We start from the raw sequence: 25,285 nt of genomic DNA, 5'->3' as shown, positions 1-25,285 counted from the left end.
GTGCTCACACTGGTCAAACAGGGGCATTTTACTGCCTTAATTCATCCATTCGCAGGGCAGGAACCCTGAGAAACTGGCATGAGTGGGGCGATTCCCAAAGGAATGACAAAAATGGGCGATGATATTCAAAACATGAAGAGCACGGCCGAAGATCGGGCTGTAGAGCGTGCTGAACAGCAGCTTGCTGATCCGTCTGCTCTGAACATGCAGTTTTTGCAATCTACCCTGAACACATCCGAATTCGACGGTTTAAGCGCCAACTCCGGTTTTCCTGGCAGTGCGGCGAAAAGTCAATTGCATCAATCGAACCCATCTGGTGGCGGTTTTTCGGGATTGTCCCCCGCGTATTCAGGTGCGGGCCTTTTGGGTGCAGTGGCAGCAGCCGATTTAAGTGGTGCATCCAGTGCCATGGGCATGGCGGCTCAAGTGGCCAGCGCAGCCCCGGTTACCTTTGGTAAAACCACCGTGGGTGAGTCTGCAAGTTTGGCCGGTTTGGGCAACAAGGCTTTGTCACAGCCCACTGATCTTTCAAAGGTTTCAGATTTCACTTTGCTCAAGCCTGTCGCCAATCCCGATGGTTCATTGGTGCCGGTCTCTGCAGAGTTTGCTCAGCTTATGGCCATGCTGGAAGGTGGTGGCGGAATAAACCCCGACGATGCATTGAACAGCCTGATCGGCAGTTTGGGCCAAAACCCCAGCCCTGAAAGCCTCCAAACTGCAATCGATGCTGTGCTTGATCAAATCAATTTGCTGAACACCACGTTCGAGCCTGTATTTGATAACTTGAGCGGCGATGTCCAGAACCAGTTTGCGGCGCAAAATGGTCTGCCCAGCAGTGATTTGGGTTTGAGTATTTTTGAAGACGCTGGCGAGGTTTCCACAGCACTGACCGACCTGTTGGGTACGATCAATGTAGGTGCCAATCCTCAGTTGGGCAGTTTGCTGAATCTTGATTCAACGTTTGATGACATTGCTTCTCTGGTGGGCTCCTTGCCTGATCTGGATTTGTCGCCAGTGACTGACCCTATTACCGACATTGTGGGTGGCATCACTGACGGCATTGGCGGTATCACCGACCCAGTCACAGATATCGTTGATGATGTGGTTGGAGGTATCACCGACCCAGTGGTTGATCCAATTGTGGATGTGATTACCGATGTCACCGACCCAGTGGTTGATCCAATCGTGGATGTGATTACCGATGTCACAGACCCAGTGGTTGATCCAATTGTGGATGTGATTACCGATGTCACCGACCCTGTAGTTGATCCGATTGTGGATCCGATTCTTGATCCAGTGACCGATATCACTGATCCCTTGTTGGAGCCTATTCTTGACCCCATCACCGGCGGTGGTGGCTTGCTGTCTGGTTTAAGCAGTTCTTCAAGCGAATCCGATTCAGGTTTGCTGGATTCGCTCAGCAGCGGGATTTCCTCCAGTGCGGGCTCAGAAGGTGGTGCACTGGATGGCTTGTTGGGTTCTCTGGACCAAAACAAATAAAACTCACCCCCTTTTTTGATAGGGGGGTGTTTTGAATCCAATTTGAGTGGCCTATCGTATAAAATGGTAGTACGTCACGAAAAAATTGGGTTTATGTCAAATTCCGTCATTCAATTGTCAGTGCAGACCGATCACAGCGATACCGCTGGTGGGCTGCTCGCACCCATAAGCAGGGCGACAATCGAGTTTTTTGACACTTTTGAGTCATCCTCTGGTTCATCAAATATTGCTTTTTCTTCGTTTGACGGTCTCGATCCCAAAGAATTTTCAAGTGCACCCTCTCTCGGCTTTGGTGAATTGCGGTGCATTTCTCAGGCTTGCGTCAGTGACGTCAGCGTTTTCGAGAGTTCTTCAAGCCTTGCCAGTGTTGACCCGGCATTGCTTGCCAACGCAGACACTGCAGGAATTCTGAATACCATGAATGAACAAGCCTCATTTGAAGCCTTGAACGCTGAGCTTTTGAGTGCAATGCCCCGCGTGAAGCACGCCTTGGGTGGTGAACTTAGTTACTCCGAGTTGACTCAGCTGATTGCCGATATTCAAGCCCAGGTGCTCGACCTGAACGCATTAAGTCAAGACATGTTTGGCGAGCTATCCAGTGAAGTTGGTAATGCGGTGCACGAGGTGGCTGAGTTTGATACCGATTCATTGCTGGCATCGATGCAAATTGACTCGGGCCTGTTTGCGCAGCCAGAATTGGCGGGCAACGCTCATTCGCTGGCTTTTGCAGCAACGCTGGACGGTTTGTTTACCTCTCCTGAAGCTTTCCCCTTGACGCTGGATTTCTCCAGTCCCAACAGTATTCAGGAAGCGTCCGAGCTTTTTGCCTCTGCTGGCGGTACTTCGTCAATCAGTTCTACCGCTTCCAGTTCCGATACCGACAGTGGTTTGTCTTCGGGTGCTGCTGGTTCAAGTGACCTGAGCTGATTCTGGCTTGATCAAACCCGATCGAACGTAATGACGTGGTCGAGTTCAAGTTTGATTCCGATTGGCTCGCCGATGGCATGGTTGTGATGGCTTGGTACCAAGGCCAGCACATGTACTCCACTCTCCAGTTCAAGTGTGTACAGGAAATCGGCACCTCGAAACGACTTTCTCACCACCTTGGCCTGCATGGGACTGGCGTCGTCGTGAATAATATCGTCCGGGCGAATCAGTACATCAAATTCATTGCTTGCTGGCAATTGATCCTCGGTTAGCCGCAGGTGAGCCAATTCAATTTGCAAGCCCTGCTCGGTTTTTTTACCTGGCAAAAACACACCTTGGCCGATGAAGTCAGCCACCATCCGTGAATTCGGCTGATGGTAGAGACTGTAGGATGATCCCCATTGTTGTAACTCACCCGCGTGCATCACCCCGATTCGGTCGGCCATGCTGAACGCCTCATGTTGATCGTGCGTGACAAGAATGGCACTCATGTTTTCGGCTTTTAAAATTTCCCGAACTTCAAAAGTGAGTCGCTCTTTTAGTTCAACGTCCAGGTTGGAAAATGGCTCGTCCAGCAAAATCAGCGTGGGTTTGGGAGCCAGTGCACGCGCCAGTGCCACCCGTTGTTGCTGGCCACCTGACAATTCGTGGGGGTACCGGTCGGCCAAGGTCTCAAGCCCGATTAGCGCCAATAATTCACCACTGCGGTTGCGTTTTTCATGTTCACTGCGTTTGTGTAAACCGAACTCAATGTTTTTTCGAACTGTGAGGTGGGGGAACAGGGCATAGTCTTGAAAAACCACACCGACATTGCGGTTCTCAGGGCTGCGTACCTTGCCCGGTTCGCTGGCTTTTTCACCTTTCAGCAAAATATGGCCCTGTGTGGGCATGAGAAAACCTGCGATTGCACGCAACAAGGTTGTTTTGCCGCAGCCAGAGGGTCCCAGCAAACAGGCAATTTCACCCTGTGCCAACTCGAAACTAACGTTGCGAACAGCAGGTGCATTGCTGCCCGGGTACAGAATACTCAGTTCGTTGATGCTTAGGGCGGGAGCTTGTTTCATTATTTCGGGGGCACCGTGGTCTGTTTACTACGCAGTTCACCTTCGCTTGGGGTGAGTTGCATGAACTTAAAGTAAAATCGTTCTCACTTCTATTTTGCCATGTCTGGGCGGTTTGTTTGTTTACTCTGGGGTTAAGAAGTCGCATTTCTGTTGCGCTGCTAGCGTTGCTGCTGTTGTTGCCGTTCGTCTATCTGTTCGGCTTGGCGGTTTTTAGCCTGGTACAAGCTCCCCAGGTGCTGGCCCATTTGGCCAGCACCATTCTTCCCGATCTGGTTTGGCAAACGGTTTACCTGTGTTTTGGCGTTGTGGTGTTGACCAGTACCATGGGAGTGCTGCCAGCCTGGTGGGTTTCTGCCCATGAGTTTCCCGGGCGCAAGTGGCTTGAATGGTTGTTGTTGCTGCCCATGGCCATGCCATCGTACGTGATTGCTTACGCGTATACCGATGCACTTCAGTACTCTGGTTGGCTGGCCAGCAGCTTGCGGGAAATTCTGGGCAGCGATTTCCGCATTCCGGAAATTCGCTCCACCTCGGGCGCAATTCTTGTGCTCAGCTTTGTGTTGTACCCCTATGTTTACATCATGGCGAGAACTGCATTTTTGGGGCGTAGCCCTTCCATGCTGGATGCGGCACGTTCTTTGGGGCACAGCGCCACCAGCGCCTTCCTCAAGGTGGGTTTGCCTGTCGCTCGCCCCGCGTGGGTGGTAGGGCTTACTTTGGTACTCATGGAAACCCTGGCGGAGTATGGCGCCTTGTCTTACTTTGGTGTGCGCACCTTCACGACTGCAATATTCAACACCTGGCTGAACCTGGGCGACAGGGAAAGTGCAGCTTTGTTGGCTGTCATGTTGCTGGTGGTCATGCTGGCCTTGATTGTTTTTGAATCCAAGGCGCGTGGGCGAGCCCAGTTTTATACACAGTCGGGCAAGGGCAGTACCATTGAAAGAAAACGTTTGAAGGGTGCACAGGCGGCGTGGGTGATGTTTTTGTCAGCCATGCCGTTTGTGTTGGGATTTGTGCTGCCGGTGCTGATTTTATTGGCGCTGGTGGTTGATGTAGATACCTCGATTAATTGGGCGCGCAGTTTTCAGTGGGCCTACCATTCAGCCCTCTTGGGTGGCATGGCCGCCCTTGTTGCGGTGGTTCTCGCGGTTTTTCTGGCCTATGTAAAACGACAGGCGCATGTGTGGTGGGTTACCGCAATTTATCGGTTGATTTCGCTGGGCTATGGTGTACCAGGTGCAATTTTGGCCATCGCTATTTTGCTGCCATTGGCCACGGTTGATCGTTTCACTTATGACATGGGCTGGCAGGTGCCGGCGTTAACCGGCAGTGTGCTGGCCTTGGTGTACGCCTACAACGTGCGCTTCACTTCAGCAGCTTTGCAGTCCGTAGATTCGGGTTTGCAGCAAATTACACGGCACATTGACGAATCGGCCCGAATTTTGGGCCGCTCACCACGGCAAGTTCTGTGGCATGTTCATTTGCCGGTGCTGAAGGGCTCTGTGGCCACCGGCATGTTGTTGGTGATTGTGGATGTGATCAAGGAATTGCCAGCCACTTTGGTGCTGCGGCCTTTCGATTTTGACACCCTGGCGGTTGTCTCTTATCAGTTTGCTTCAGACGAACGATTGACCGAGGCGGCAGTGCCAGCACTGATGATTGTCATGATTGCGTTGGTGCCGATTTTGTTGCTGATTCGTCAAGGCGCGAGGCAGGCGAGAAGCAGCAAGTGATGACGCTTGCTTCTCGCAGTGAACTGCCAGGCATCTTACGCCCCTAGCAACTCTCGCAATACAAACGGCAGAATTCCCCGGTGCTTGTAATATTCAACCTCGATCGGCGTGTCGATTCGGCTGAGCACTTTCACATCCTGAACTTCACCATTGGCACGCGTAATTCGCAGCACCAGTTCGGCTTGCGGTGCGGTGTCTTCAGCCAAACCGATTACATCGTAGGTTTCACTGCCGTCGAGCTTCAGGTTTTGAATGGAATCACCGCCCAAAAACTGCAAAGGCAACACGCCCATGCCCACCAGGTTACTTCGGTGAATTCGCTCGTAACTTCTTGCAACCACAACCTTCACACCCAGCAACTGCGTGCCCTTTGCAGCCCAGTCACGGGATGATCCTGTGCCGTATTCTTCGCCAGCCAACACAATGGTGGGGGTGCCTTGCGCCATGTATTCCATGGCGGCGTCGTACACCGTGGTTTGTTGTCCGTCCTTGATGGTGAAGCCACCCTCAATGCGATTGCCATTGGCATCGGGAGGAATCATCAGGTTTTTCACGCGTACATTGGCAAAGGTGCCGCGAATCATCACGTCATGATTGCCGCGCCGTGACCCATAACTGTTGAAATCTTTTTGCTCGACACCATGCTGTTGTAAATATTTTCCTGCAGGTGTTGTGGGTTTGAATGAGCCCGCCGGTGAAATGTGATCCGTTGTGACTGAATCACCCAGAATCAGCAAAGGTTTTGCACCGGCAATGGTTTCCACCTTGGTGGGCTGCATGGCAAACTCATCAAAGAAGGGTGGCTTGGCAATGTAGGTGGATTGTGGCCATGGGTAAACCTGACCTTCCGGTGCGGGCACGTTGTTCCACAGGTCGTGGCCCTCTGTGAAGTTGCTGTAAAGGCGCACAAAAGTTGCTGCATCCAAGGCGGTGGGAAGCAATGCATTAACCTCTTGATTGGAAGGCCAAATGTCGCGCAGGTAAACCGGCTGCCCATCGCTTCCAGTGCCAATCGGCTCGGATGTCATGTCCATATTGGCTTTGCCGCTTAGCGCGTAAGCAACAACCAAGGGGGGCGAGGCCAAAAAGTTGGCTTTTAAGTTGGGGTGAATACGCGCTTCAAAGTTGCGGTTGCCCGACAACACCGCACAACCGATTACATCGTTTTTCAAAATCGTGTCGTTGATCTCGGGTAGCAAATCGCCTGCATTGCCAATGCAGGTTGTGCAGCCGTACGCGGCCACGTTGAATCCCAACTTGTCAAGGTAAGGTTGCAGGCCTGTTTTTGCCAGGTAGTCGCTCACCACGCGCGAACCGGGGCCGAGTGAAGTTTTAATGTGCGGCTGAACTTTCAGGCCTTTTTCAACTGCTTTCTTGGCCAGCAAACCGGCAGCCAGCATTACCCCAGGGTTGGAGGTGTTGGTACAGCTTGTGATGGCCGCCAGCAATACGTCACCATGACCAATGCTGAGTTTGTCCAGCCCAGTGGGGTAGCGTGTGCCCAAGGCAGCTGCGTCTTTGCCAAAGCCGTTTGCTGCCATGGGTTCGGCAAAAAGGGTATTGAATTGTTGCTTCATGTTCTTGAGCAACACGCGGTCTTGAGGTCGTTTTGGCCCAGCCAACGATGGCTCAACCGCGTCCAGGTCGAGCGTCACCACTTCGGAATAATCAATTGCACCTGGGGCTGGCATTCCCAGTAGGCCTTGTGCCTCAAAGTACGCCTCAAATCGATCGGCTTCGGCCGCGGTACGGCCAGTTTTGCGCATGAATTCAACTGTTTTTGAATCGGGGGGGAAGAAACCCATGGTGGCACCATATTCAGGCGCCATATTGGCCAGTGTGGCGCGGTCGGTCACCGACAAACTTGCTGCACCGTCCGTAGAATTCAACGAATTTGCCCACCACTTTTTTCTTGCGCAGCAGCTCTGTAATCGCCAACACAAGGTCGGTTGCGGTAATGCCTTCTCGCAGTGCGTTGGTCAGTTCAACGCCCACCACATCGGGTGTCAAAAAGTAAACGGGTTGCCCCAGCATACCGGCCTCGGCTTCAATACCCCCAACACCCCAGCCTACAACGCCCACGCCGTTGATCATGGTGGTGTGGCTGTCTGTGCCCACCAGCGTATCGGGGTAGTACACCGTGTTGTCATTTTCCTCGCCCGCTTTAACAGCACTGCGGATGCCGCGGAACAGGTATTCCAGGTTGACCTGGTGAACAATGCCAATGCCCGGTGGCACCACCTTGAAAGTGTCAAAGGCCTGCATGCCCCATTTCATGAATTGGTAGCGTTCACCGTTGCGCTCAAACTCAATTTCCATGTTCTTGCGCAGTGAATCGGCTGTGCCAAAGTAGTCAATCATCACAGAATGGTCAACCACCAAATCCACTGGCACAAGCGGTTCAATTTTCTTGGGATTTTGGCCCATGTCCCTAGCCACATTGCGCATGGCAGCCAAGTCGGCTAGAAGGGGCACGCCGGTGAAATCCTGCAGAACCACACGCGCCACGATGAACGGAATTTCATCGGTGCGTTTGGCCTGGGGTTGCCAGTTGGCCAACTGTTGAATGTGTTCTTCTGAAACCTTTTTTCCATCGCAATTGCGCAGCACCGATTCAAGCACAATGCGAATCGATACTGGCAAGCGGTGCAGGTTGGGAAAGCCCAGTTCAGCCAGTTTGGGCAGACTGTAAAACTGGCCTTTCTGGCCGGTTTTAGAAGTGAAGGTGCTCAGTGTTGAATGCTTCAGGGTTGACATACCTGTTTCTCCCTTACGTGTAGGGTGCCGAAAAATGTCGGCACCGTATTACAAAATCAAGCGGTGTGTTTGATGCTTTTCAATGCAAATGCATGCTGTTTGGCAATTCAGAGTCTTCCGGGAGTTCTGCATGCAGCAACTCACCCTCCGGGTTGGGGTACAAAGGCGATCCGCAATCTTCACAGTACTCCAGCGGGAAACGTTCTTCCAGCACCTTGATTTGACGAATGCCGACTTCTTTTAACAAGGCTTCAATTTTTGAGCGAATAACGGGGTTGTCGGGTTCGCTTTCGATGTCTTTTTCGTACACCGGGTCAGGCTCATTGCCGTATTCTTCGCCAATGAGTGGCCACACCACGCCATGCACAATGTCGCTATTGCCTTCCACAGAAAAGCCGATTCGGTATTCTTCAATTTCTCCGCGATCTACAAATGCGCCAACACTGGCATGAATTTTCTGTGTAGGTACATCCAGCGCACTTTCAAGAAAGGCGGCAGAGGCGCGTACTGAATAGGCACGAGCCTCTTTCTCGGCCTCGCGGCACGCGTTGTAAAGGCCGTTTGGCAGCATCAGTTCAAGCAGGCAGCCAGGCATTATTTTTTGAAGGGCCTGGCCACCGGTCAGTCGCCAGTTGGCGAGCACTTCGTCTTTGCTCAGAAGAGTGCCATTGCTGTGGGCCTCAACTTGCCACTTGAATGCAGGTTGGCCCGCGGGCACGGAAATCGCGCCAATCAAATAACGCACATCACTTAAAAAGCTTTGGGTGGCGGGCAGGTTCTCGGTGTCGATGCGAACTTTCACGCGATCGATAGCAGCTTGCCCCAATTGCCTCGCCAGTTCCGCCGCTGCGGTGTAACTTTCAGGCAGTTGATCCGGGCTGAACAGCATGTTGGTGAGCACCAGGTGGGCATGATCAGACAGCACATTTTTTTGAAGCAGCTTGGTGAACTCAGCCACCGTGGCCTCTTCAATTTTGCCAGACGGAATGTTGTAGGTTGACCAGGCCAGTACTGGCGCGGCCAACAACAAAATATCCTCTTCTTGACCCAATTCAGGGCTCTCTACAGTGTTTTCAATTGCAAAGGCCAATTCGTCGTAGGCACGGTAGTTGGTACTGTACAAGTGATCAAGAGTTTGCATCAGCGTCGTGTCGCTGCGGCCTTCAAGCATGGGGGCCAACGCTGCAAACAGCTTCTTTTTCCAGAAACGGCGCTCAAGCCGGCTACCGGCGTCTGCAAGCAGAATGGCCAGGTTCGCCAGCGGTTTGGCGTACTTGGACAGTTTGGATCGGGAAGCTGTGTTGAGTGGTTTTCTGCGCATGGGTGGTCCTTCTGAGGTTCCACCCATTGTAGTACGAGAAGATTGCTTAAATTGTTTTGTCGCGCAGGTTGGACTGATCGCTCAGGCCTGGTCGTACCCACTCGGGCGGTGCCCATATGTGCTTGATACGCTGCCAAACTGGGCCAGGCTTGAGTGCATCTGAAAACATGTCGCGCCATTCATGGGTGTTCAGCGTCCAGATGTTGTTGGTCTTGGGTTGGCGAACAATACCGTAGTCCACCTGCGCAACTTCGGGCTCAAAGGTACCAAACATTCGGTCCCAGATAATTAATACGCCGCCGTAGTTTTTGTCGATGTATTCATCGTTGCGACCATGGTGCACGCGATGGTGGCTGGGTGTATTGAAAAAATATTCAACCCATTTTGGAAATTTGTTTACGGCTTGGGTGTGCACAAAATATTGGTAGCCCAGGTTGATGCCGTAGGCCAGTAGCACTGCCCACACGGGGAAGCCAATGATTAACATGGGCGCCCAAAAAATTTGGTGTAGGTTCACTGCATAGAACAGGCTTTGGCGCATGGCCGTGGTGGTGGTCATGTTCTCACCACTGTGGTGCACAACATGCGCACACCAGAACCAGCGCACACGGTGGCTGCCACGGTGAAACCAGTAATAACAAAACTCAATGCCGAAAAGCAAGCAAGCAAAACTCAGCGGCGTGACTTCAATGGTCGCGATGCGGAAGGAGTAGATCCATTCCATGAATGCCGACACAAACAGCGCAAACCACACCAGCTCCATGGCCTGGTAGGTGCCGCCGAGCAACATATTGGTGATCACTTCGTTTTTCTTGAAGAAAAATGATTTGCCCACTTTTTTCAAATAAAGGTATTCGACCAGCGTTGCACCCAGGAAAATCGGGGTGAGCAGGGTAAGAAACACCTGCTTCCAATCCGGGTTGGGGCCGAATAACAAATTGAAAGTGGGCATTGCCTGGTCGATCAACTGTTCCATGCGTGAATCTCCGCGCGTTGGTTTTTTAATAACTCAAATTTTGCGCGGTTCTGAGTAAGAAATATTGCGAGATCAAGCCTGTTTTTTGTGAAATTGCGCCAGCGTTTTACTGCGCAATCATCTCACGCCACTTCACATAGTCCGCTGCAACCTGCTTGGGTTGTTCCATCATGGGAACGTGCCCAACCTTGTCCATCAAAATGATATCGAACCCGGGCATCGCAGCTTTCAATTCTGCTGCGCCGTCCACATGCAATACCCGGTCTTCCTTGCCCCACACAATCAGGCCTGGGCCCTTGTATGCAGATGCTGGCAGCACAGCAGCCAGGTCAGAGGGCACGGTTTTAAAGTCTTTGTAAATGCGCTTGTGCAAAGGTTGATCCGTGGCAGCGCGTGCAGCCATGGCATCCACTACAAAGCCGGGTGCGAAAGCAGGGCGCTCATACATCACCACATCCACAATTTTCTCGAACTCCTCGCGATTGCTTGCAGTTAAAACAATTTCACCTGTCTTCTCGAATTTCTGGATCACTTCTGATTTTCTGGACTCCACCAAACCTGCGGGTGCCAAAAACCACACTGAGGCCACATTGTCGGGGTACTTTGCCGCATAGGCACCGCTGATCCAGCCACCCATGGAGTTGCCGCCAATGTGTGGTTTCTCCAGCCCTAGCTTTTCAATAATTTCATGTACCCGGTCAATTTGGGTGTTGATGACATAGTCGGCATCTAAGTCGCGGGTGGAGGCTCCGAAGCCTGGTACATCGATTGAATAAACGGTGTAGTGCTTGGTCAGGTAATAAGCCACCCGATTGAAGTTGTCTTTTGAGCCACCAAAACCGTGAATCAATACCAAGGGCTCGCCCTGGCCACCCTGCAGATAGGGCACCACAAAGCCGTCAATTTGAAGTACCTTGCGCTCAAGTCCGGAAATGGCCCGTTCGGCAGCAATGGCCAATCCCGCCGCACCCTGAATTTCACCCTCGGGCGCTTGAACGTTGCAGGCACTTAGGCCAAAAAGTGCAGTGCTCGCGAAAAGAGTGGTTAGTCGCTTGATTGCTGTGGCGTGTTTTTTCATGTTGTGGTGTCTGTTTGTTGAAGTTGTATTGTTGAATACGCGCTAGCATAGAACAGGTAAAACTCTTCTGACAATATTTATTGTCAAATAATGAACCAGCATTCTAATCTCGGACACATTTCTGCCAGCTACGTCAATCTGCTATTTGACTGGTTGGCTGAAACGCACCCCGATGTTGCGCAAACGAATCCATTTGCCCGGCCCGTGGCGGGTGAATTAAATCGCATTGAGGTTCCGCAGTGGCAGGCCATGTTGCAGTGGACCTATCAAACGCTTCAAGACCCTGCAATGCCTTTGAAAATTGCTGCCCATGTGCGTCCGGCCAACATGGGCCTGTTGGGTTATGTGGCCAGTTGCTGCACCAACTTGGGCGAAGCATTTGCCCGTTTACAGCAGTTTGAGAATTTGGTGTACAGCGTCAATGCATTGAATGTGGCGTTTCAGGGCGATGAAATTATTCTGCGTTGGGGTGCCGAACGCGGGCGCCTGGTCACTGGGTTGATTCAGTGGCCATTGGTGTCTTGGTGGCATTCACTCAGCATTTGATAGCCATACCCGTGTACCCACGCCGTGTTCAGTTCATCAACCCCAGGCCAGAAAACCCAAGTGATTTCGATGCTTTTTTTCAATGCAAGGTGGGTTTTGCAGGCGATTACACAGAAGTGGTGTGGCCAGTCAGTTTGCTTGAAATGCCATTGAAGTCGCCAGACCATGTCATGCGCAGCATGCTCGATCAGCAGGCGCAGTTGTTGTTAAAGCAGGTCAAGAATGGCGAAGAGTCAATTCCCGGTTTTCAGAAGGCCTTGCAGGAGTCCGTTGGCGCTGGCTTGCCGAGCTTGAGCGAAGTGGCCCGCCGTTTGTGTGTCAGTACCCGTACCTTGCAACGGCGCTTGCAAGAGCAGGGCAGCAGTTTTAGAGATGAGTTGGAGCAGGTGCGGGTTGAAATGGCGAAAAACTGCCTTCAGGCAGGTGATCTCAGCTTGGCGGACATTGCCAGTTTCCTGGCTTACAACGATCAAAGCGCTTTTATCCACGCCTTTAAACGGGTCACCGGTGTAAGCCCGGCAAAATACCAGCGCACAAAGCGATGACAGGCTCTAAAAGTACTCCGATTCGGCTTTACCCCATTCAAAAATAAGGGAAAGTCCTATATCATATATAAGACTTGAGAGGCATTGAATGCCCGCCGCTTTTGCATTGCAACACTTGTGTGCGCGTGCGAACTGCCTCAAAATTACACAATTTCTATTGACCCTCACCCAATCTAGGGAGATCTCATGCTTGAGTCCTATCGCCAACACGTTGCCGAGCGCGCAGCGTTGGGCATTCCTCCACTGCCTTTGTCTGCCCAGCAAACCGCTGATCTGGTTCAGTTGCTGAAGAACCCGCCCGCAGGCGAAGAAGAATTCCTGCTCGACCTGATCACCAACCGCGTACCCGCCGGTGTGGATGATGCCGCCAAGGTGAAGTCTGCTTTCCTGGCCGCCATCGTGAATGGTTCCGACACTTGCAAGCTGATCGACCGCAAGAAAGCCACTTTCCTGTTGGGCACCATGCTGGGTGGTTTCAACATCAAGCCCTTGATCGATGCTTTGAACGATGCAGAAGTGGGCGAGATCGCCGCTGAAGCCTTGTCAAAAACCCTGTTGATGTTCGATTACTTCCACGACGTGAAAGACCTGGCCGACAAGGGCAGCGCGACCGCCAAGAAAGTGATGCAAAGCTGGGCTGACGCCGAGTGGTTTACAAGCCGCCCTGAGGTACCGCAAAGCATCAAGCTGACCGTATTCAAGGTAACTGGCGAAACCAACACCGATGATTTGTCCCCAGCACCCGATGCATGGAGCCGCCCTGACATTCCATTGCACGCCTTGGCCATGTTGAAAAACCCACGTCCCGGCATTGAAGCCGACGAGCCAGGCAAAGTGGGCCCCATCAAGCAGTTGCAAGCCCTGATCGCCAAAGGCAACCCAATCGCTTATGTAGGCGATGTGGTTGGTACTGGCTCCTCACGCAAGTCAGCGACCAACAGCGTGTTGTGGTTCACCGGCGATGACATTCCCTTCATTCCCAACAAGCGTTTCGGCGGTTACTGCCTGGGTAACAAAATTGCTCCAATTTTCTTCAACACCATGGAAGATGCGGGCGCCTTGCCAATCGAACTTGATGTAAGCCAAATGGACATGGGCGATGAAATCGAATTGCGTCCATTCGAAGGCAAAGCCCTGAAAAACGGCGCGGTGATCGCAGAATTTTCTGTGAAAACCGATGTGCTGTTTGACGAAGTCCGTGCGGGTGGCCGTATTCCCCTGATTATTGGTCGTGGTCTGACTGACCGCGCGCGCGCTGCTTTGGGTCAAGGTCCAAGCCCAGTGTTCCGCCGTCCTTCTTCACAAGTTGCTTCGACAAAGGGTTACAGCCTGGCGCAGAAAATGGTGGGCAAGGCATGTGGCGTGGAAGGTGTTCGCCCAGGTACTTACTGCGAACCCAAGATGACCACTGTGGGTTCCCAGGACACCACGGGTCCCATGACCCGCGACGAATTGAAAGACCTGGCCTGTCTGGGCTTCTCTGCTGATTTGGTGATGCAGTCCTTCTGCCACACAGCGGCTTACCCCAAGCCCGTGGACGTGAAAATGCACCATGAACTGCCCGACTTCATCGAGAACCGCGGCGGTGTGGCTCTGCGCCCAGGTGATGGTGTTATTCACAGCTGGTTGAACCGCTTGTTGATGCCCGACACAGTGGGCACTGGTGGCGATTCTCACACCCGTTTCCCGATCGGTATTTCTTTCCCGGCCGGCTCTGGCTTGGTGGCGTTTGCTGCTGCCACTGGCGTCATGCCTTTGGACATGCCTGAATCCGTACTGGTTCGCTTTAAGGGCGAAATGCAGCCCGGCGTTACTTTGCGTGACCTGGTTAATGCAATTCCTTTGTACGCCATTAAGGCAGGTTTGCTGACCGTTGAAAAGAAAGGCAAGAAGAACATTTTCTCTGGCCGCATTCTGGAAATTGAAGGTTTGCCAGAACTGAAAGTTGAGCAGGCTTTTGAATTGTCAGACGCCTCTGCAGAACGTTCAGCTGCGGGTTGTACCGTGCATTTGGACAAAGAGCCAATTATTGAGTACATGAATTCCAACATCACTTTGATGAAGTGGATGATTGCACAAGGCTACCAAGATGCACGCACGCTGACGCGCCGAATCAAAGCCATGGAAGCCTGGATTGCAAACCCTGAATTGCTGAAAGGCGACGCCGATGCGGAATACGCTGCCGTAATCGAAATCGATCTGAAAGACATCAAGGAGCCCATTCTGGCTTGCCCGAACGACCCTGATGATGTGAAGTTCTTGAGTGAAGTGGCTGGCGACAAGATTGATGAAGTATTCATCGGTTCTTGCATGACCAACATTGGCCACTTCCGCGCAGCCGGTAAGGTGCTGGAGGGTAAAACAGACATCCCAACACGTTTGTGGATTGCACCACCCACCAAGATGGACCAGCACATCCTGACCGAAGAAGGCTACTACGGCATTTTGGGCCGCACTGGCGCTCGTATGGAGTTGCCAGGTTGTTCACTGTGTATGGGTAACCAGGCGCAAATCCGCAAGGGTTCCACCGCTGTATCCACTTCCACACGTAACTTCCCGAACCGCCTGGGCATTGACACCCGTGTGTACCTCAGCTCGGCCGAACTGGCTGCTGTGTGTGCACTGATGGGCAAGATCCCGACAGTGGAAGAGTACATGGAGCAAGTGAAAATGCTGGGCAATGTGTCTGGTGAAGTTTATCGTTACATGAACTTTGATCAAATCAAGGAATTTGTGGACATTGCAAACAAGGCTGAATTGGCGGCATAAGTAGGCCCGCCAAGTTGTAACAACACAGTCATAAAAAAGCCACCTTCGGGTGGCTTTTTACGTGTGTTCAATCCGCTCTTTTCGGTGACGCTGGTTTTTTTTTGGTTTTCGGTTGACCTGTAGAAGCAGTTCTTTCAAGGTTGAGTGAATTACATTGATTTCAGCAAGTTTGCCCAGGCGGCAAATGTCCCTGTGATTTGAAAACTTCACAAACATGTCGCCGTGGTCTTCTTCAAGAAAAAGAATATTGGCTGTGGGGAAAGTGTTCTCCAGCTTGCTCAACGCGCCTTCTTCAAATTCTTCCATGATATTCATGTCGCAGATAACAAGCTTCGCGTGTGAAAGTTCGCTGAAATCAGGCTCAAGGCTGCGAAATGAATAGACACATTTTTCGCCCAGGCTACTCAGGAAGCGTTGGTAAGCCATTGTTTTTATGGGGTAGTCGCTGAATACTACACAAGCGATAAGCAGTGGTTTCATGTGATGCAGCCAACGCAATTAAAATTTTGGATGCCTTATTCTTCCTCTTTCTAATCCGGGTGGGTATTACCTGAGTGGGGTAAGATATTCACTTACATAAATTGCTACCCAAGTTTTTCGGAGACACAATAAAAATGGCAGGTTTCAAAGAATATGACCAGTTCGACGCCCTTGGTCTTGCCGAGTTAATCAAAAAAGGCGAGGTGAGCGCGGCTGAATTGCTCGAGGAGAGCATTGCTCGCACGGAAAAAGTAAACCCACGCATTAATGCAGTAATTCGTCCCATGTACGACATTGCACGTGCGCGCGCCAAAGAAACTGTCGAGGGGCCCTTTGCAGGCGTTCCATTTCTATTGAAAGACTTGATTGCCAGTTATGCCGGTGTCGAGATGAGCAGCGGAAGCCGATTCTACAAAGGCTTTGTGCCCTCCGAAGATTCAGAATATGTAAAGCGATTCAAGCGGGCGGGTCTGAATATTTTTGGTAAAACTGCCACGCCGGAATTTGGTATTACCCCTTCCACTGAACCTGAGCTGACTGGGCCATGTCGTAACCCCTGGGATCCACTGCGCAGCCCTGGTGGCTCCAGTGGCGGTGCTTCGGCTGCCGTTGCGGCGGGTATTGTACCCATGGCCAGCGCAAGCGACGGAGGCGGTTCAATTCGCGTACCCGCATCGTGTACTGGCCTGTTTGGTTTGAAGCCCACGCGGGGGCGTGTGCCCTCTGGCCCCGACCTGCCCGATGGCTGGTTTGGTTTCATTGCTGAGCATGTGGTGTCGCGCACTGTACGGGATTCTGCGCACATGCTGGACTGCTTGCAAGGCAACTACCCCGGCCAACTGTTGCGCATTGCGCCGCCGGCAAAAACTTATGCCGCTGCAATTGAAGCAAAGCCCAAGAAATTGAAAATCGCCTATTCATTGGACCCCGCCTTGGGTGAAACCCTGCATGCTGATTGCCAGGCAGGTGTGCTTGAAACAGTCAAGTTGCTTGAAAGCCTTGGCCACACCTGTGAAGAAGTTCGCCTGCCTATTCACAAGGAAGAATTTATTTACGCCTACACCGTGTTGGTGTGTTCAGAAATGGCTGCTACCTTGAAAGAAGGTGAGCGCGTGTTGGGAAGAAAAGGCAAGGCGGCTGATTTTGAGGCACGGACATGGGCATTGATGAAATTGGGTCGCAGTTTTAATGGTGGTGATGTGGCCAATGCGGTGTGGACCATGGCGCAGTTTTCTCGCCAGTGGATGACATTTTTCGAACCCTACGATGCGCTGTTGACCAGTACCTTGGGCGAATTGCCAATTGCAGTTGGAGGCCTTCGCCCAACCCCGCAAGAAATGATTGAATTGAAGGCACTTAGCTATTTGCCAATTGGTTTTATCGCCAAGCGAAAAGATTTTGTGTTGAAAGCGGGGAGGCGCGTGTATCAGTACTGTTCCCAAACCATGCCGGCCAACGTCACGGGTCAACCCTCCATGAGTGTGCCTTTACACTGGAATGCGCAAGGCATTCCAGTGGGCATGATGTTCACTGGCCGTTTTGGTGAGGAAAATGTGTTGCTTAGCCTGGCTGCCCAGCTTGAGCAGGCCAAGCCATGGGCAGGCAAACGCCCACCCATTCATGCGGGCGGTTCAGTTTAACCAAAGCGGTTGGAACTGGCGATTGCCTGCATCGACATCACAATAGGTTTGATCAGTCTTTCTTGAATCTCGGGGCCCGCTTGCTGGTGGGCCTTGAGCAATCCAATTTGCATGGCGTGGGCCGCCTGTGTCAACGGTTTTTTCACAGCAAGTATTTCCGCATCAACGGGATTGTGATCCATCAAGTCGTTGCTTTGTTTGATACTCAAGATCATTTCTTTTGTCAGTTCATATTCATTCTTGATCGCCTCAAACACGCCTTGCGATTGAACCGGTGCCAATTTTGCATACTGTTGGGCAATTTGCATGTCCGCTTTTTCCATGGCGGTGGCGGTTCTGTCAATAAAGCTTTTGAAGAAAGGCCATTCCTGATACATGGTTTGCAGTTGTGCTGTTCGTTGCGCGGGTGTGGTGTTGGCGCCAGCGGGTTGATCGATGAAGTTTTTCAGCGCGCTGCCTGTGCCAAAAAATGCGGGCATGGCGCTTCCCGATTGATACCACGAACCCACCCAAGGTATGGCCCGCAGTTTGTCAAGGTTGAGACCGCCTCCCGCCGTGTTTGCGCGCGAGGCAGGGCGGCTGCCAGCATTGGATTTACCGACAAATTCAATGGGTGTACTGCTTTGAAAAAAATGGGGAAGCTCAGGATTGGAGTACAGGCTTTCATAGTGGTTGCGTGCATGTTGAGCAAGTTTTTCCATGGTGCTGGCGTATTTTGCAATTTGTTGGTCTTTGCCAATTGCCATAGTCTCAAGCGTTGAGCCCACCATGTCTGCCAGGTTGGATTGCGACATTATTTTTGTGCCGAATTTTGCAGGTACTTCTTCACCTTGCTCGGTTTGACGCATGCCGGTTAGCAAGCTGGCGCCGTTGCTTGATTTGATTTCCTGCGCATAAGAATCGCCTGAGCCCCTGGCTTCTGTGCCGCCGCGGCCATGAAACACATGCAAACTCACGCCGCGCTGCTCCGCTACTTCAAGCATCTTGGCTGTACCTTCATACACGGCCCAACTCGAGGCGAGTGGTCCGTCCAATCGATTGCTGTCGGAATAGCCCACCATGATTTGTTGCTGATTGCCGCTGGCTTGAAGCGCCTGACGGTACCATGGGTGGTTCAGCATGCTGTTCAAAATGGCCGGGCCGTTGTGCAGGTCATTCACAGTTTCAATCAGGGGGACAACATTCATCTTGATGCCTTGCTCATCGGCCAGGCCTGCGTGTTTCAGCAGCAACATCACTTCAAGCATGTCGCTCATGGTTTCTGTGTTGGCCGTAATGCAGTTTTTAAGTGCCTGCGGCCCGTAACTGTCGTGAATGGTTTTGTAACTCTTGATCAATGCTATTTCGCGATCAAATTCGGCATTCTCGCTTTGACCGTCAATGGGTGCATCGCTCAGTACAGTTTGCTTGTTGAGCAGCAAGTTGGTCAACAAGGTCTGCTTTTCAATTTCTCCCAGGCTTTCGTAATTGCTTGGGCCGCCAGACCTTCTCAACAATTCACCAACTGTTTTTTCATTCATGGCGCTGTTTTGCCGAATATCGGTGCTGGCACCGTGAAACCCGATGCTGTCTGCATCCAGTTTCAGCAAATCCAGTTTCTCTTGAACGGCCGCTTTTTCTTGAGTATTCAAACTGGCAATGCTCAAAGATTCAAGATCATGTACCAGTTCATTTGCGTTCAGGTACAAATCGCCTTGAATTGGCAATGGGCTGTTGCCCACCAAATGTGTTCGGGTTCGCGCCAGTTTTTCCTGAATCAGACCAAGTGATTCCGAATGACCAGACTTGCAAAGCAGGTTGCACAGGCTGCCTGTTTGGGTATTTTTCTCTTTGCCAATTTCTTGTTCAAAGTACTCAAAAGCTGCCGTGCTCAGGGTTTTGACCACGTCCTTTAGCACGGTTGCATCAATATTCGGGTTGCCATCCCGATCACCTCCAACCCAGTTGCCAGCTTCAACCAAGGGTTTCGACAGTTTCAAATTATTGGGCAGTCCCGAGAGTTGTTGGTTGATCTGTTCGTGAATGGTGCGGCCAGAACTGTGCAAGTGCCTGATATTGGCAGAGAACTGATTGGCCTCGTCTTGCACGGTGGGTTTTAGTTCCCGCACGCCTTGAATTTCCCAGAGCTCTTGGCAGACTTTTGCATTGCCTTGGGGGCTGGCAATGTTGTCGAGTTGAGAAAGAACAATTTCACTGGCCTGAGGTTTGTTGAAATTGGTAGGGTGGGCAGTAAATACCGGAGAAATTTTGGTATTCGACAGTCTTTGAACAATAGATTCTCCCCGGCTTGCCGAGTTGTCGATCAAGGTTTTCAGCCCTCGCATCAGCGATTGTGTTATTGGGGCATCTTGGGCCTTCATCTGCCTTTCCGCAGTACTCAGTATCATGAGTTGGCTGTTCAAGTATTTCAGTGCACTGACTATTGCCTCGGGGTCATTCTTGTTACGTTGAACAAATTCCTCTACACGGGCATGAAGTTGATTGAAATCAGGTTCAGCAGTTTCAATCTGTTCAGCCAGTTCACAGGCCTGTTCAAACTTCAGCGGGGGCAAGCTTTTCTGCAACTGTAGCTTCAAATTCGCATGGGTATTTTGCCGAATATCTTTGAGCTTGCTGGCCAGGGGGCCAACAATCCTGGTGGATGTTGAGCCTGAGCCGCTTCTTCCCAAGGCATTGCTGCCTGCTGACATGGCGATTTGAGCACTGCTGTGGCTTGCAACTGCGCGAAACATGGTGGGGACTCCGTTCTATTTTTTTGGAGCCACGAGGATAATTTGGGCGGAGTTACGTAATCAGAAAGAGGGGTGGGGGGACGTGAGTACTTGCTCACTCTTTTGCCCATAGCTACAGTTTCAGGGATTGTAAAATCGCACTTCAGTTTTCGGCATTGCACCAAAAAAAACTGAAGTGCATGTAGTGGCAAGCTTTATCAGCTTGGTTCCATTACTTAAAACGTATCGTTGGGTATGCGAACCCAACCTTCCATCAATACGCGCGCGCTGCGGCTCATAATTGCCTTTTTCACCGCCCACTGGCCGTTTTCAAGTACTGCCTGTGCACCCACACGCAAGGTACCGCTTGGGTGGCCAAAGCGAACGGCTTCTCTTTCACTGCCACCCGCCGCCAAATTCACCAGGGTGCCAGGCACAGCCGCCGCTGTACCAATGGCCACTGCGGCCGTACCCATCATCGCGTGGTGCAATTTACCCATGCTCATGGCGCGTACCAGCAAATCGATGCTTGCAGCTTCAACTGCCTTGCCGCTCGAACTGGTGTAGGTTTTCGGTGGTGCAACAAAGGCCACTTTGGGTGTGTGTTGGCGTTTGGCTGCTTCATCAATGTGTTTGATCAAGCCCATTTTCAGGGCACCGTGGGCGCGGATGGTTTCGAACATCGCCAATGCCTTGGGGTCGCTGTTGATGTCGTCTTGCAGTTCGCAGCCGGTGTAGCCAATGCTGTCCGCATTGACGAAAATGGTGGGGATGCCCGCATTGATCAAAGTGGCTTTCAATGTACCCACGCCGGGAACATCGAGGTCATCAATCAAGTTGCCAGTGGGGAACATGCTGCCGCCAGCACCATCTTCGCCTTCATCGGCTGGGTCCAAGAACTCCAGCTGAACTTCAGCCGCGGGGAAAGTAACCCCATCCAGTTCAAAGTCGCCGGTTTCTTGAACAAGCCCGTTGGTAATTGGCACATGCGCAATAATGGTTTTGCCAATATTGGCTTGCCAAATACGCACCACACAAGTGCCGTTTTGTGGCACGCGTGCGGGCTCTACCAAGCCACTGGCCACTGCGAATGAACCCACCGCAGAGGACAAATTACCGCAGTTGCCGCTCCAGTCCACAAAGGCTTTGTCGATGCTGACCTGTCCGAACAGATAATCCACATCGTGATCCGCCTTGCTGCTTTTACTCAAAATCACGGTTTTGCTGGTGCTTGATGTAGCACCACCCATGCCGTCGATTTGCTTGCCATAGGGGTCCGGGCTTCCGATTACACGCAACAAAAGTTTGTCGCGTGCCTCGCCCGGTTTCTGGCAAACTTCGGGCAAATCCTGCAGCCTGAAAAACACACCTTTGCTGGTGCCGCCACGCATGTACGTGGCGGGTACTTTCAATTGCTGTGTGTGTTGATTGCTCATGCAGCTGTTCCTTCAAGGAAGTCTTGCGCGAAACGCTGTAAAACGCCGCCAGCCTCGTAAATCGAAACCTCTTCAGCCGTGTCCAAACGGCAAGTCACAGGGAATTCGACGCGTTCCCCATTCTTGCGGGTCATCACCACAGTCAAGGTTGCGCGTGGGCTGCGTTCGCCCAACACTTCAAAAACCTCTGTGCCGTCGATGTTGTAGGTGTGGCGTGTGTTACCAGCCTTGAATTCCAGGGGCAGGGTGCCCATGCCGATCAGGTTGGTGCGGTGAATTCGCTCAAAGCCTTCAGCAACAATTGCTTCTACTCCGGCCAGACGAACACCTTTGGCTGCCCAGTCGCGAGAAGAACCCTGACCGTAGTCAGCACCTGCGATGATGATTAGCGGCTGGCCACGGTCCATGTAGGTTTCAATTGCTTCCCACATGCGCGTTACCTTGCCTTCCGGTTCAATGCGGGCCAGTGAGCCTTTTTTCACTTTGCCGTCTGCATCGCGAACCATTTCGTTTTGCAGGGTGGGGTTGGCGAAGGTGGCACGTTGCGCGGTCAAATGGTCACCACGGTGCGTGGCATAGCTGTTGAAGTCTTCTTCCGGCAAACCCATTTTATGCAGGTATTCACCTGCCGCGCTGTTCATCATGATCGCGTTGGATGGGCTGAGGTGATCAGTCGTAATGTTGTCACCGAGTACCGCCAGCGGGCGCATGTTTTTCAAGGTGCGTGGTCGAGCAGCCAAAGCACCTTGGCCTTCCGTGTCCCAGTAGGGTGGACGACGAATGTAGGTGCTTTGTGGGCGCCAGTCGTACAGTGGGCTTTTCGCTTCTTCAATGGCACCCAGGTCAAACATGGGAATATAAATTTCGCGGAACTGTGAAGGTTTCACGAATTCATTCACGATCGCATCGATTTCTTCATCTGAAGGCCACAGGTCTTTCAGGCGAATTTCTTTGCCGTTCACTACACCCAGCACATCGCGCTCAATATCAAAGCGAATGGTGCCCGCAATGGCGTAAGCCACCACCAGAGGGGGGCTGGCGAGGAACGCCTGCTTGGCGTAGGGGTGAATGCGGCCATCGAAGTTGCGGTTGCCGCTCAATACAGCGGTGGCGTACAAATCGCGGTCAATAATTTCTTGCTGAATTTTAGGATCAAGCGCGCCACTCATGCCGTTGCAGGTGGTGCAGGCAAACGCCACGATACCAAAGCCGAGCTTTTCCAGTTCAGGCAACAGGCCCGAGTCTTTCAAATACAACTCGGCCACTTTGGAACCTGGAGCGAAAGAAGATTTCACCCAGGGTTTGCGTACCAAGCCCAACTCATTGGCTTTGCGGGCCAACAAGGCCGCAGCCACTACGTTGCGCGGGTTGCTGGTGTTGGTGCAGCTGGTAATGGCAGCGATAATCACGGCACCATCAGGCATCAGGCCCTCGGCCTCTTGGGCGCGCGCTGCATCCAGGTTGCCTGCAATGCCTTTGGCTGCCAAATCGGTGGTGGCCACGCGGGCGTGTGGGTTCGACGGGCCAGCCATGCTGCGCACCACTTTGCTCAAATCGAATGTCAACACGCGCTCGTATTCAGCACCAGTCATTTTGTTGGCCCATAAGCCAGTGTGCTTGGCGTATTGTTCAACCAGCTTCACCTGCTCGTCTTCACGGCCAGTCAGCTTCAGGTAATCGATGGTTTGCTCGTCGATGTAGAACATTGCGGCGGTGGCACCGTATTCCGGAGTCATGTTTGAAATGGTCGCACGGTCGCCAATGGTCAGGCTGTTGGCACCCTCACCGAAAAATTCGATATAGGCACCCACCACGCGTTCCTTGCGCAAAAACGCAGTCAATTCCAGCACGATATCGGTTGCAGTAATGCCGGGCTGGCGTTTGCCAGTCAGTTCAACACCCACAATGTCGGGCAGGCGCATCATCGATGCACGACCCAGCATCACGGTTTCAGCTTCCAGACCACCCACACCAATCGAGATTACGCCCAGCGCATCCACGTGTGGCGTGTGGCTGTCCGTGCCCACGCAGGTGTCGGGGAAGGCCACGCCGTCGCGTACCTGCACCACCGGCGACATTTTTTCCAGGTTGATCTGGTGCATGATGCCGTTGCCCGCCGGGATCACATCCACATTCTTGAATGCAGTCTTGGTCCAGTTGATGAAGTGGAAACGGTCTTCGTTTCGGCGTTCTTCAATGTCGCGGTTTTTCTGGAATGCGTCGGGATCAAAGCCACCACATTCCACAGCCAGTGAATGGTCCACGATCAATTGCGTGGGCACCACCGGGTTCACCAGCGATGGGTCGCCGCCTTGGTCTGCAATCGCATTGCGCAGGCCTGCCAAATCCACCAAAGCGGTTTGGCCCAGAATGTCGTGGCAGACCACGCGCGCTGGGTACCAGGGAAAATCCAGGTCGCGCTTGCGGTATATCAGTTGCTTCAGGCTGTCATTCAGCGAAGAAGGTTCGCAACGGCGCACCAGTTGCTCGGCCAGCACCTTGCTGGTGTAGGGCAGTTTGTCCCACGCGCCTGGCTCGATTGCATCAACAGCCGCCTGGGTGTCGAAGAAATCAAGCTTGGTGCCGGGCAAGTTTTTACGAAATTGTGTGTTCATGCTTATTTGCGATCCTTGATGGGTACAAATTTCTGGTCTTCGGGGCCAGTGTAGTTGGCGCTTGGGCGAATGATCTTGCCGTCGATGCGCTGCTCAATCACGTGAGCGCTCCAGCCGGAGGTGCGGGCAATTACGAACAGTGGGGTGAACATTGCAGTGGGCACGCCCATCATGTGGTAGCTCACGGCGCTGAACCAGTCCAGGTTCGGGAACATCTTCTTGATTTCCCACATCACGCTTTCCAACCTTTCAGCGATGTTGTACATCTTCATGTTGTTCTGTTCTTTGGACAGGTCTTCCGCCACTTTCTTGATCACCACGTTGCGGGGGTCGCTCACGGTGTAAACGGGGTGGCCAAAACCAATCACTACTTCCTTGCGTTCAACGCGTGCGCGAATGTCGGCTTCTGCTTCATCCGGGTTGTCGTAACGTTTTTGAATCTCGAATGCCACTTCATTGGCACCGCCATGCTTGGGGCCGCGCAAGGCACCAATGCCACCGCAAATGGCGGAGTACATGTCGGAACCGGTACCAGCCACAACGCGGCTGGTGAATGTGGATGCATTGAACTCATGTTCCGCGTACAGAATCAACGAGGTATGCATGGCGCTGACCCAGCTGTCACGCGGCTTTTCGCCGTGCAGCAAATGCAGGAAGTGGCCGCCGATTGAATCATCGTCGGTTTCTACTTCAATACGCTTGCCGTTGTGGCTGTAGTGGTACCAGTAAAGCAGCATGCTGCCCAGGCTGGCCATCAGCTTGTCTGCGATGTCGCGCGCGCCGGGGTGGTTGTGGTCGTCTTTCTCGGTTGCAGGCAACCCAACACGGACACACCAGTGCGCATCACGTCCATGGGGTGGGCTGAAGGGGGCAAGGCTTCCAGCGCTTGCTTCACGCCCGCAGGAATGCCGCGCAGGGCTTTCAGTTTCAGTTTGTAGCCAGCCAGCTCAGCTACAGTGGGCAGCTTGCCGTGCACCAGCAAATAAGCAATTTCCTCGAACTCGGTCGTGGTGGCCAGGTCCAGAATGTCATAACCACGGTAAGCCAGGTCGTTGCCGGTACGGCCCACGGTACACAAGGCTGTGTTGCCAGCGGCGGTGCCGGAAAGGGCTACAGATTTCTTGGGCTTGAAGCCTGGAGTTGTTGTTTGTTGCTCAGACATTGCTGTCTCCTGTTAAAAATAA

The 25,285-nt window shown here is 52.5% G+C and carries 15 protein-coding genes and 2 pseudogenes; 7 read left to right on the top strand and 10 right to left on the bottom strand.

All coding sequences use genetic code 11. From position 1 onward, the window contains the following. Nucleotides 1-78 precede the first annotated feature (78 nt). Nucleotides 79-1,500: a hypothetical protein gene (locus tag BSZ31_RS14615; RefSeq protein ID WP_105029359.1), complete on the top strand. Its 1,422-nt coding sequence runs from the start codon at nucleotides 79-81 to the stop codon at nucleotides 1,498-1,500. 93 nt (nucleotides 1,501-1,593) lie between these two features. Next, a complete protein-coding gene (locus tag BSZ31_RS14610; protein WP_146106715.1) occupies nucleotides 1,594-2,427 on the top strand; it encodes a hypothetical protein in 834 nt (277 codons plus the stop codon). 11 nt (nucleotides 2,428-2,438) lie between these two features. Here BSZ31_RS14610 and BSZ31_RS14605 read toward each other — a convergent pair whose 3' ends face one another. Continuing rightward, nucleotides 2,439-3,491 (bottom strand): ABC transporter ATP-binding protein, encoded by a 1,053-nt coding sequence (locus BSZ31_RS14605; RefSeq protein WP_206018621.1) that lies wholly within the window; start codon nucleotides 3,489-3,491, stop codon nucleotides 2,439-2,441. Nucleotides 3,492-3,667: 176 nt separating this feature from the next. Here BSZ31_RS14605 and BSZ31_RS14600 point away from each other — a divergent pair, with 176 nt between their 5' ends. Further along, nucleotides 3,668-5,227 carry an iron ABC transporter permease gene (locus BSZ31_RS14600; protein ID WP_146106714.1) on the top strand — a complete coding sequence of 520 codons (1,560 nt, stop codon included), beginning with the start codon at nucleotides 3,668-3,670 and terminating at the stop codon, nucleotides 5,225-5,227. A 35-nt stretch (nucleotides 5,228-5,262) separates the two neighbouring features. Here the strand turns inward: BSZ31_RS14600 and acnA are convergent. The 4 genes and pseudogenes from acnA to BSZ31_RS14580 all read right to left on the bottom strand — a co-directional run bounded on the left by acnA (nucleotide 5,263) and on the right by BSZ31_RS14580 (nucleotide 11,359). Continuing rightward, nucleotides 5,263-7,984: pseudogene (gene acnA, locus BSZ31_RS14595) on the bottom strand (aconitate hydratase AcnA). Nucleotides 7,985-8,063: 79 nt separating this feature from the next. Beyond that, nucleotides 8,064-9,305 carry a DUF2863 family protein gene (locus BSZ31_RS14590; RefSeq protein WP_168427002.1) on the bottom strand — a complete coding sequence of 414 codons (1,242 nt, stop codon included), beginning with the start codon at nucleotides 9,303-9,305 and terminating at the stop codon, nucleotides 8,064-8,066. A gap of 46 nt (nucleotides 9,306-9,351) precedes the next feature. Continuing rightward, nucleotides 9,352-10,281 carry a sterol desaturase family protein gene (locus tag BSZ31_RS14585; RefSeq protein ID WP_105029355.1) on the bottom strand — a complete coding sequence of 310 codons (930 nt, stop codon included), beginning with the start codon at nucleotides 10,279-10,281 and terminating at the stop codon, nucleotides 9,352-9,354. A 106-nt stretch (nucleotides 10,282-10,387) separates the two neighbouring features. After that, on the bottom strand, nucleotides 10,388-11,359 hold the full coding sequence (locus BSZ31_RS14580; RefSeq protein WP_105029354.1) for an alpha/beta fold hydrolase: 972 nt from the start codon (nucleotides 11,357-11,359) through the stop codon (nucleotides 10,388-10,390). Nucleotides 11,360-11,449: 90 nt separating this feature from the next. Here BSZ31_RS14580 and BSZ31_RS14575 point away from each other — a divergent pair, with 90 nt between their 5' ends. The 3 genes from BSZ31_RS14575 (at nucleotide 11,450) to acnB (ending at nucleotide 15,219) form a co-directional block, all read left to right on the top strand. Next, nucleotides 11,450-11,905, top strand: a complete 456-nt coding sequence (locus tag BSZ31_RS14575) for an AraC family transcriptional regulator ligand-binding domain-containing protein (protein ID WP_105029353.1) — start codon at nucleotides 11,450-11,452, stop codon at nucleotides 11,903-11,905. Further along, complete coding sequence (locus tag BSZ31_RS17650) at nucleotides 11,866-12,450, top strand: AraC family transcriptional regulator (RefSeq protein ID WP_168427001.1); 585 nt, start codon at nucleotides 11,866-11,868, stop codon at nucleotides 12,448-12,450. Before BSZ31_RS14575 ends, BSZ31_RS17650 begins: the two co-directional genes overlap by 40 nt. Nucleotides 12,451-12,636: 186 nt before the next feature. Continuing rightward, nucleotides 12,637-15,219: a bifunctional aconitate hydratase 2/2-methylisocitrate dehydratase gene (gene acnB / locus BSZ31_RS14565; RefSeq protein WP_105029351.1), complete on the top strand. Its 2,583-nt coding sequence runs from the start codon at nucleotides 12,637-12,639 to the stop codon at nucleotides 15,217-15,219. Nucleotides 15,220-15,276: 57 nt separating this feature from the next. On the opposite strand, the gene BSZ31_RS14560 is transcribed toward acnB, so the two are convergent. Continuing rightward, the gene (locus BSZ31_RS14560; RefSeq protein ID WP_105029350.1) at nucleotides 15,277-15,699 is read right to left on the bottom strand and encodes a hypothetical protein; all 423 of its coding nucleotides are present in this window, start codon (nucleotides 15,697-15,699) and stop codon (nucleotides 15,277-15,279) included. Between the two features lie 134 nt (nucleotides 15,700-15,833). On the opposite strand from BSZ31_RS14560, the gene BSZ31_RS14555 reads away from it, so the two are divergent. Further along, nucleotides 15,834-17,339, top strand: coding sequence for an amidase (locus BSZ31_RS14555; protein WP_105029349.1), 1,506 nt, complete (start codon nucleotides 15,834-15,836; stop codon nucleotides 17,337-17,339). On the opposite strand, the gene BSZ31_RS14550 is transcribed toward BSZ31_RS14555, so the two are convergent. From BSZ31_RS14550 to prpC, 4 genes and pseudogenes are all read right to left on the bottom strand, one after another. Beyond that, on the bottom strand, nucleotides 17,336-20,071 hold the full coding sequence (locus BSZ31_RS14550; RefSeq protein WP_105029348.1) for a phosphoenolpyruvate carboxylase: 2,736 nt from the start codon (nucleotides 20,069-20,071) through the stop codon (nucleotides 17,336-17,338). The two genes, BSZ31_RS14555 and BSZ31_RS14550, sit on opposite strands and share 4 nt — an antisense overlap. Nucleotides 20,072-20,286: 215 nt before the next feature. After that, nucleotides 20,287-21,486: a 2-methylaconitate cis-trans isomerase PrpF gene (gene prpF, locus BSZ31_RS14545; protein WP_105029347.1), complete on the bottom strand. Its 1,200-nt coding sequence runs from the start codon at nucleotides 21,484-21,486 to the stop codon at nucleotides 20,287-20,289. Further along, complete coding sequence (gene acnD, locus BSZ31_RS14540) at nucleotides 21,483-24,101, bottom strand: Fe/S-dependent 2-methylisocitrate dehydratase AcnD (RefSeq protein ID WP_105029346.1); 2,619 nt, start codon at nucleotides 24,099-24,101, stop codon at nucleotides 21,483-21,485. Before acnD ends, prpF begins: the two co-directional genes overlap by 4 nt. Nucleotides 24,102-24,103: 2 nt before the next feature. Continuing rightward, nucleotides 24,104-25,263, bottom strand: a pseudogene (gene prpC, locus BSZ31_RS14535) (2-methylcitrate synthase). Between the last annotated feature and the right edge of the window lie 22 nt (nucleotides 25,264-25,285).

This window comes from Limnobacter sp. SAORIC-690 (assembly GCF_002954425.1).
Lineage (GTDB): Bacteria > Pseudomonadota > Gammaproteobacteria > Burkholderiales > Burkholderiaceae_B > Limnobacter > Limnobacter profundi.
This window is presented reverse-complemented; position numbering and strand designations above follow the sequence as displayed.

Coding starts and splice junctions, on each gene's coding strand:
- BSZ31_RS14605 (WP_206018621.1), bottom strand. CDS start 3,491: ATGAAACAAGCTCCCGCCCTAAGCATCAACGAACTGAGTATTCTGTAC.
- acnD (WP_105029346.1), bottom strand. CDS start 24,101: ATGAACACACAATTTCGTAAAAACTTGCCCGGCACCAAGCTTGATTTC.
- BSZ31_RS14585 (WP_105029355.1), bottom strand. CDS start 10,281: ATGGAACAGTTGATCGACCAGGCAATGCCCACTTTCAATTTGTTATTC.
- BSZ31_RS14610 (WP_146106715.1), top strand. CDS start 1,594: ATGTCAAATTCCGTCATTCAATTGTCAGTGCAGACCGATCACAGCGAT.
- acnB (WP_105029351.1), top strand. CDS start 12,637: ATGCTTGAGTCCTATCGCCAACACGTTGCCGAGCGCGCAGCGTTGGGC.
- BSZ31_RS14555 (WP_105029349.1), top strand. CDS start 15,834: ATGGCAGGTTTCAAAGAATATGACCAGTTCGACGCCCTTGGTCTTGCC.
- BSZ31_RS14550 (WP_105029348.1), bottom strand. CDS start 20,071: ATGTTTCGCGCAGTTGCAAGCCACAGCAGTGCTCAAATCGCCATGTCA.
- BSZ31_RS14575 (WP_105029353.1), top strand. CDS start 11,450: ATGAACCAGCATTCTAATCTCGGACACATTTCTGCCAGCTACGTCAAT.
- BSZ31_RS14590 (WP_168427002.1), bottom strand. CDS start 9,305: ATGCGCAGAAAACCACTCAACACAGCTTCCCGATCCAAACTGTCCAAG.
- BSZ31_RS14580 (WP_105029354.1), bottom strand. CDS start 11,359: ATGAAAAAACACGCCACAGCAATCAAGCGACTAACCACTCTTTTCGCG.
- BSZ31_RS14560 (WP_105029350.1), bottom strand. CDS start 15,699: ATGAAACCACTGCTTATCGCTTGTGTAGTATTCAGCGACTACCCCATA.
- BSZ31_RS14615 (WP_105029359.1), top strand. CDS start 79: ATGAGTGGGGCGATTCCCAAAGGAATGACAAAAATGGGCGATGATATT.
- prpF (WP_105029347.1), bottom strand. CDS start 21,486: ATGAGCAATCAACACACACAGCAATTGAAAGTACCCGCCACGTACATG.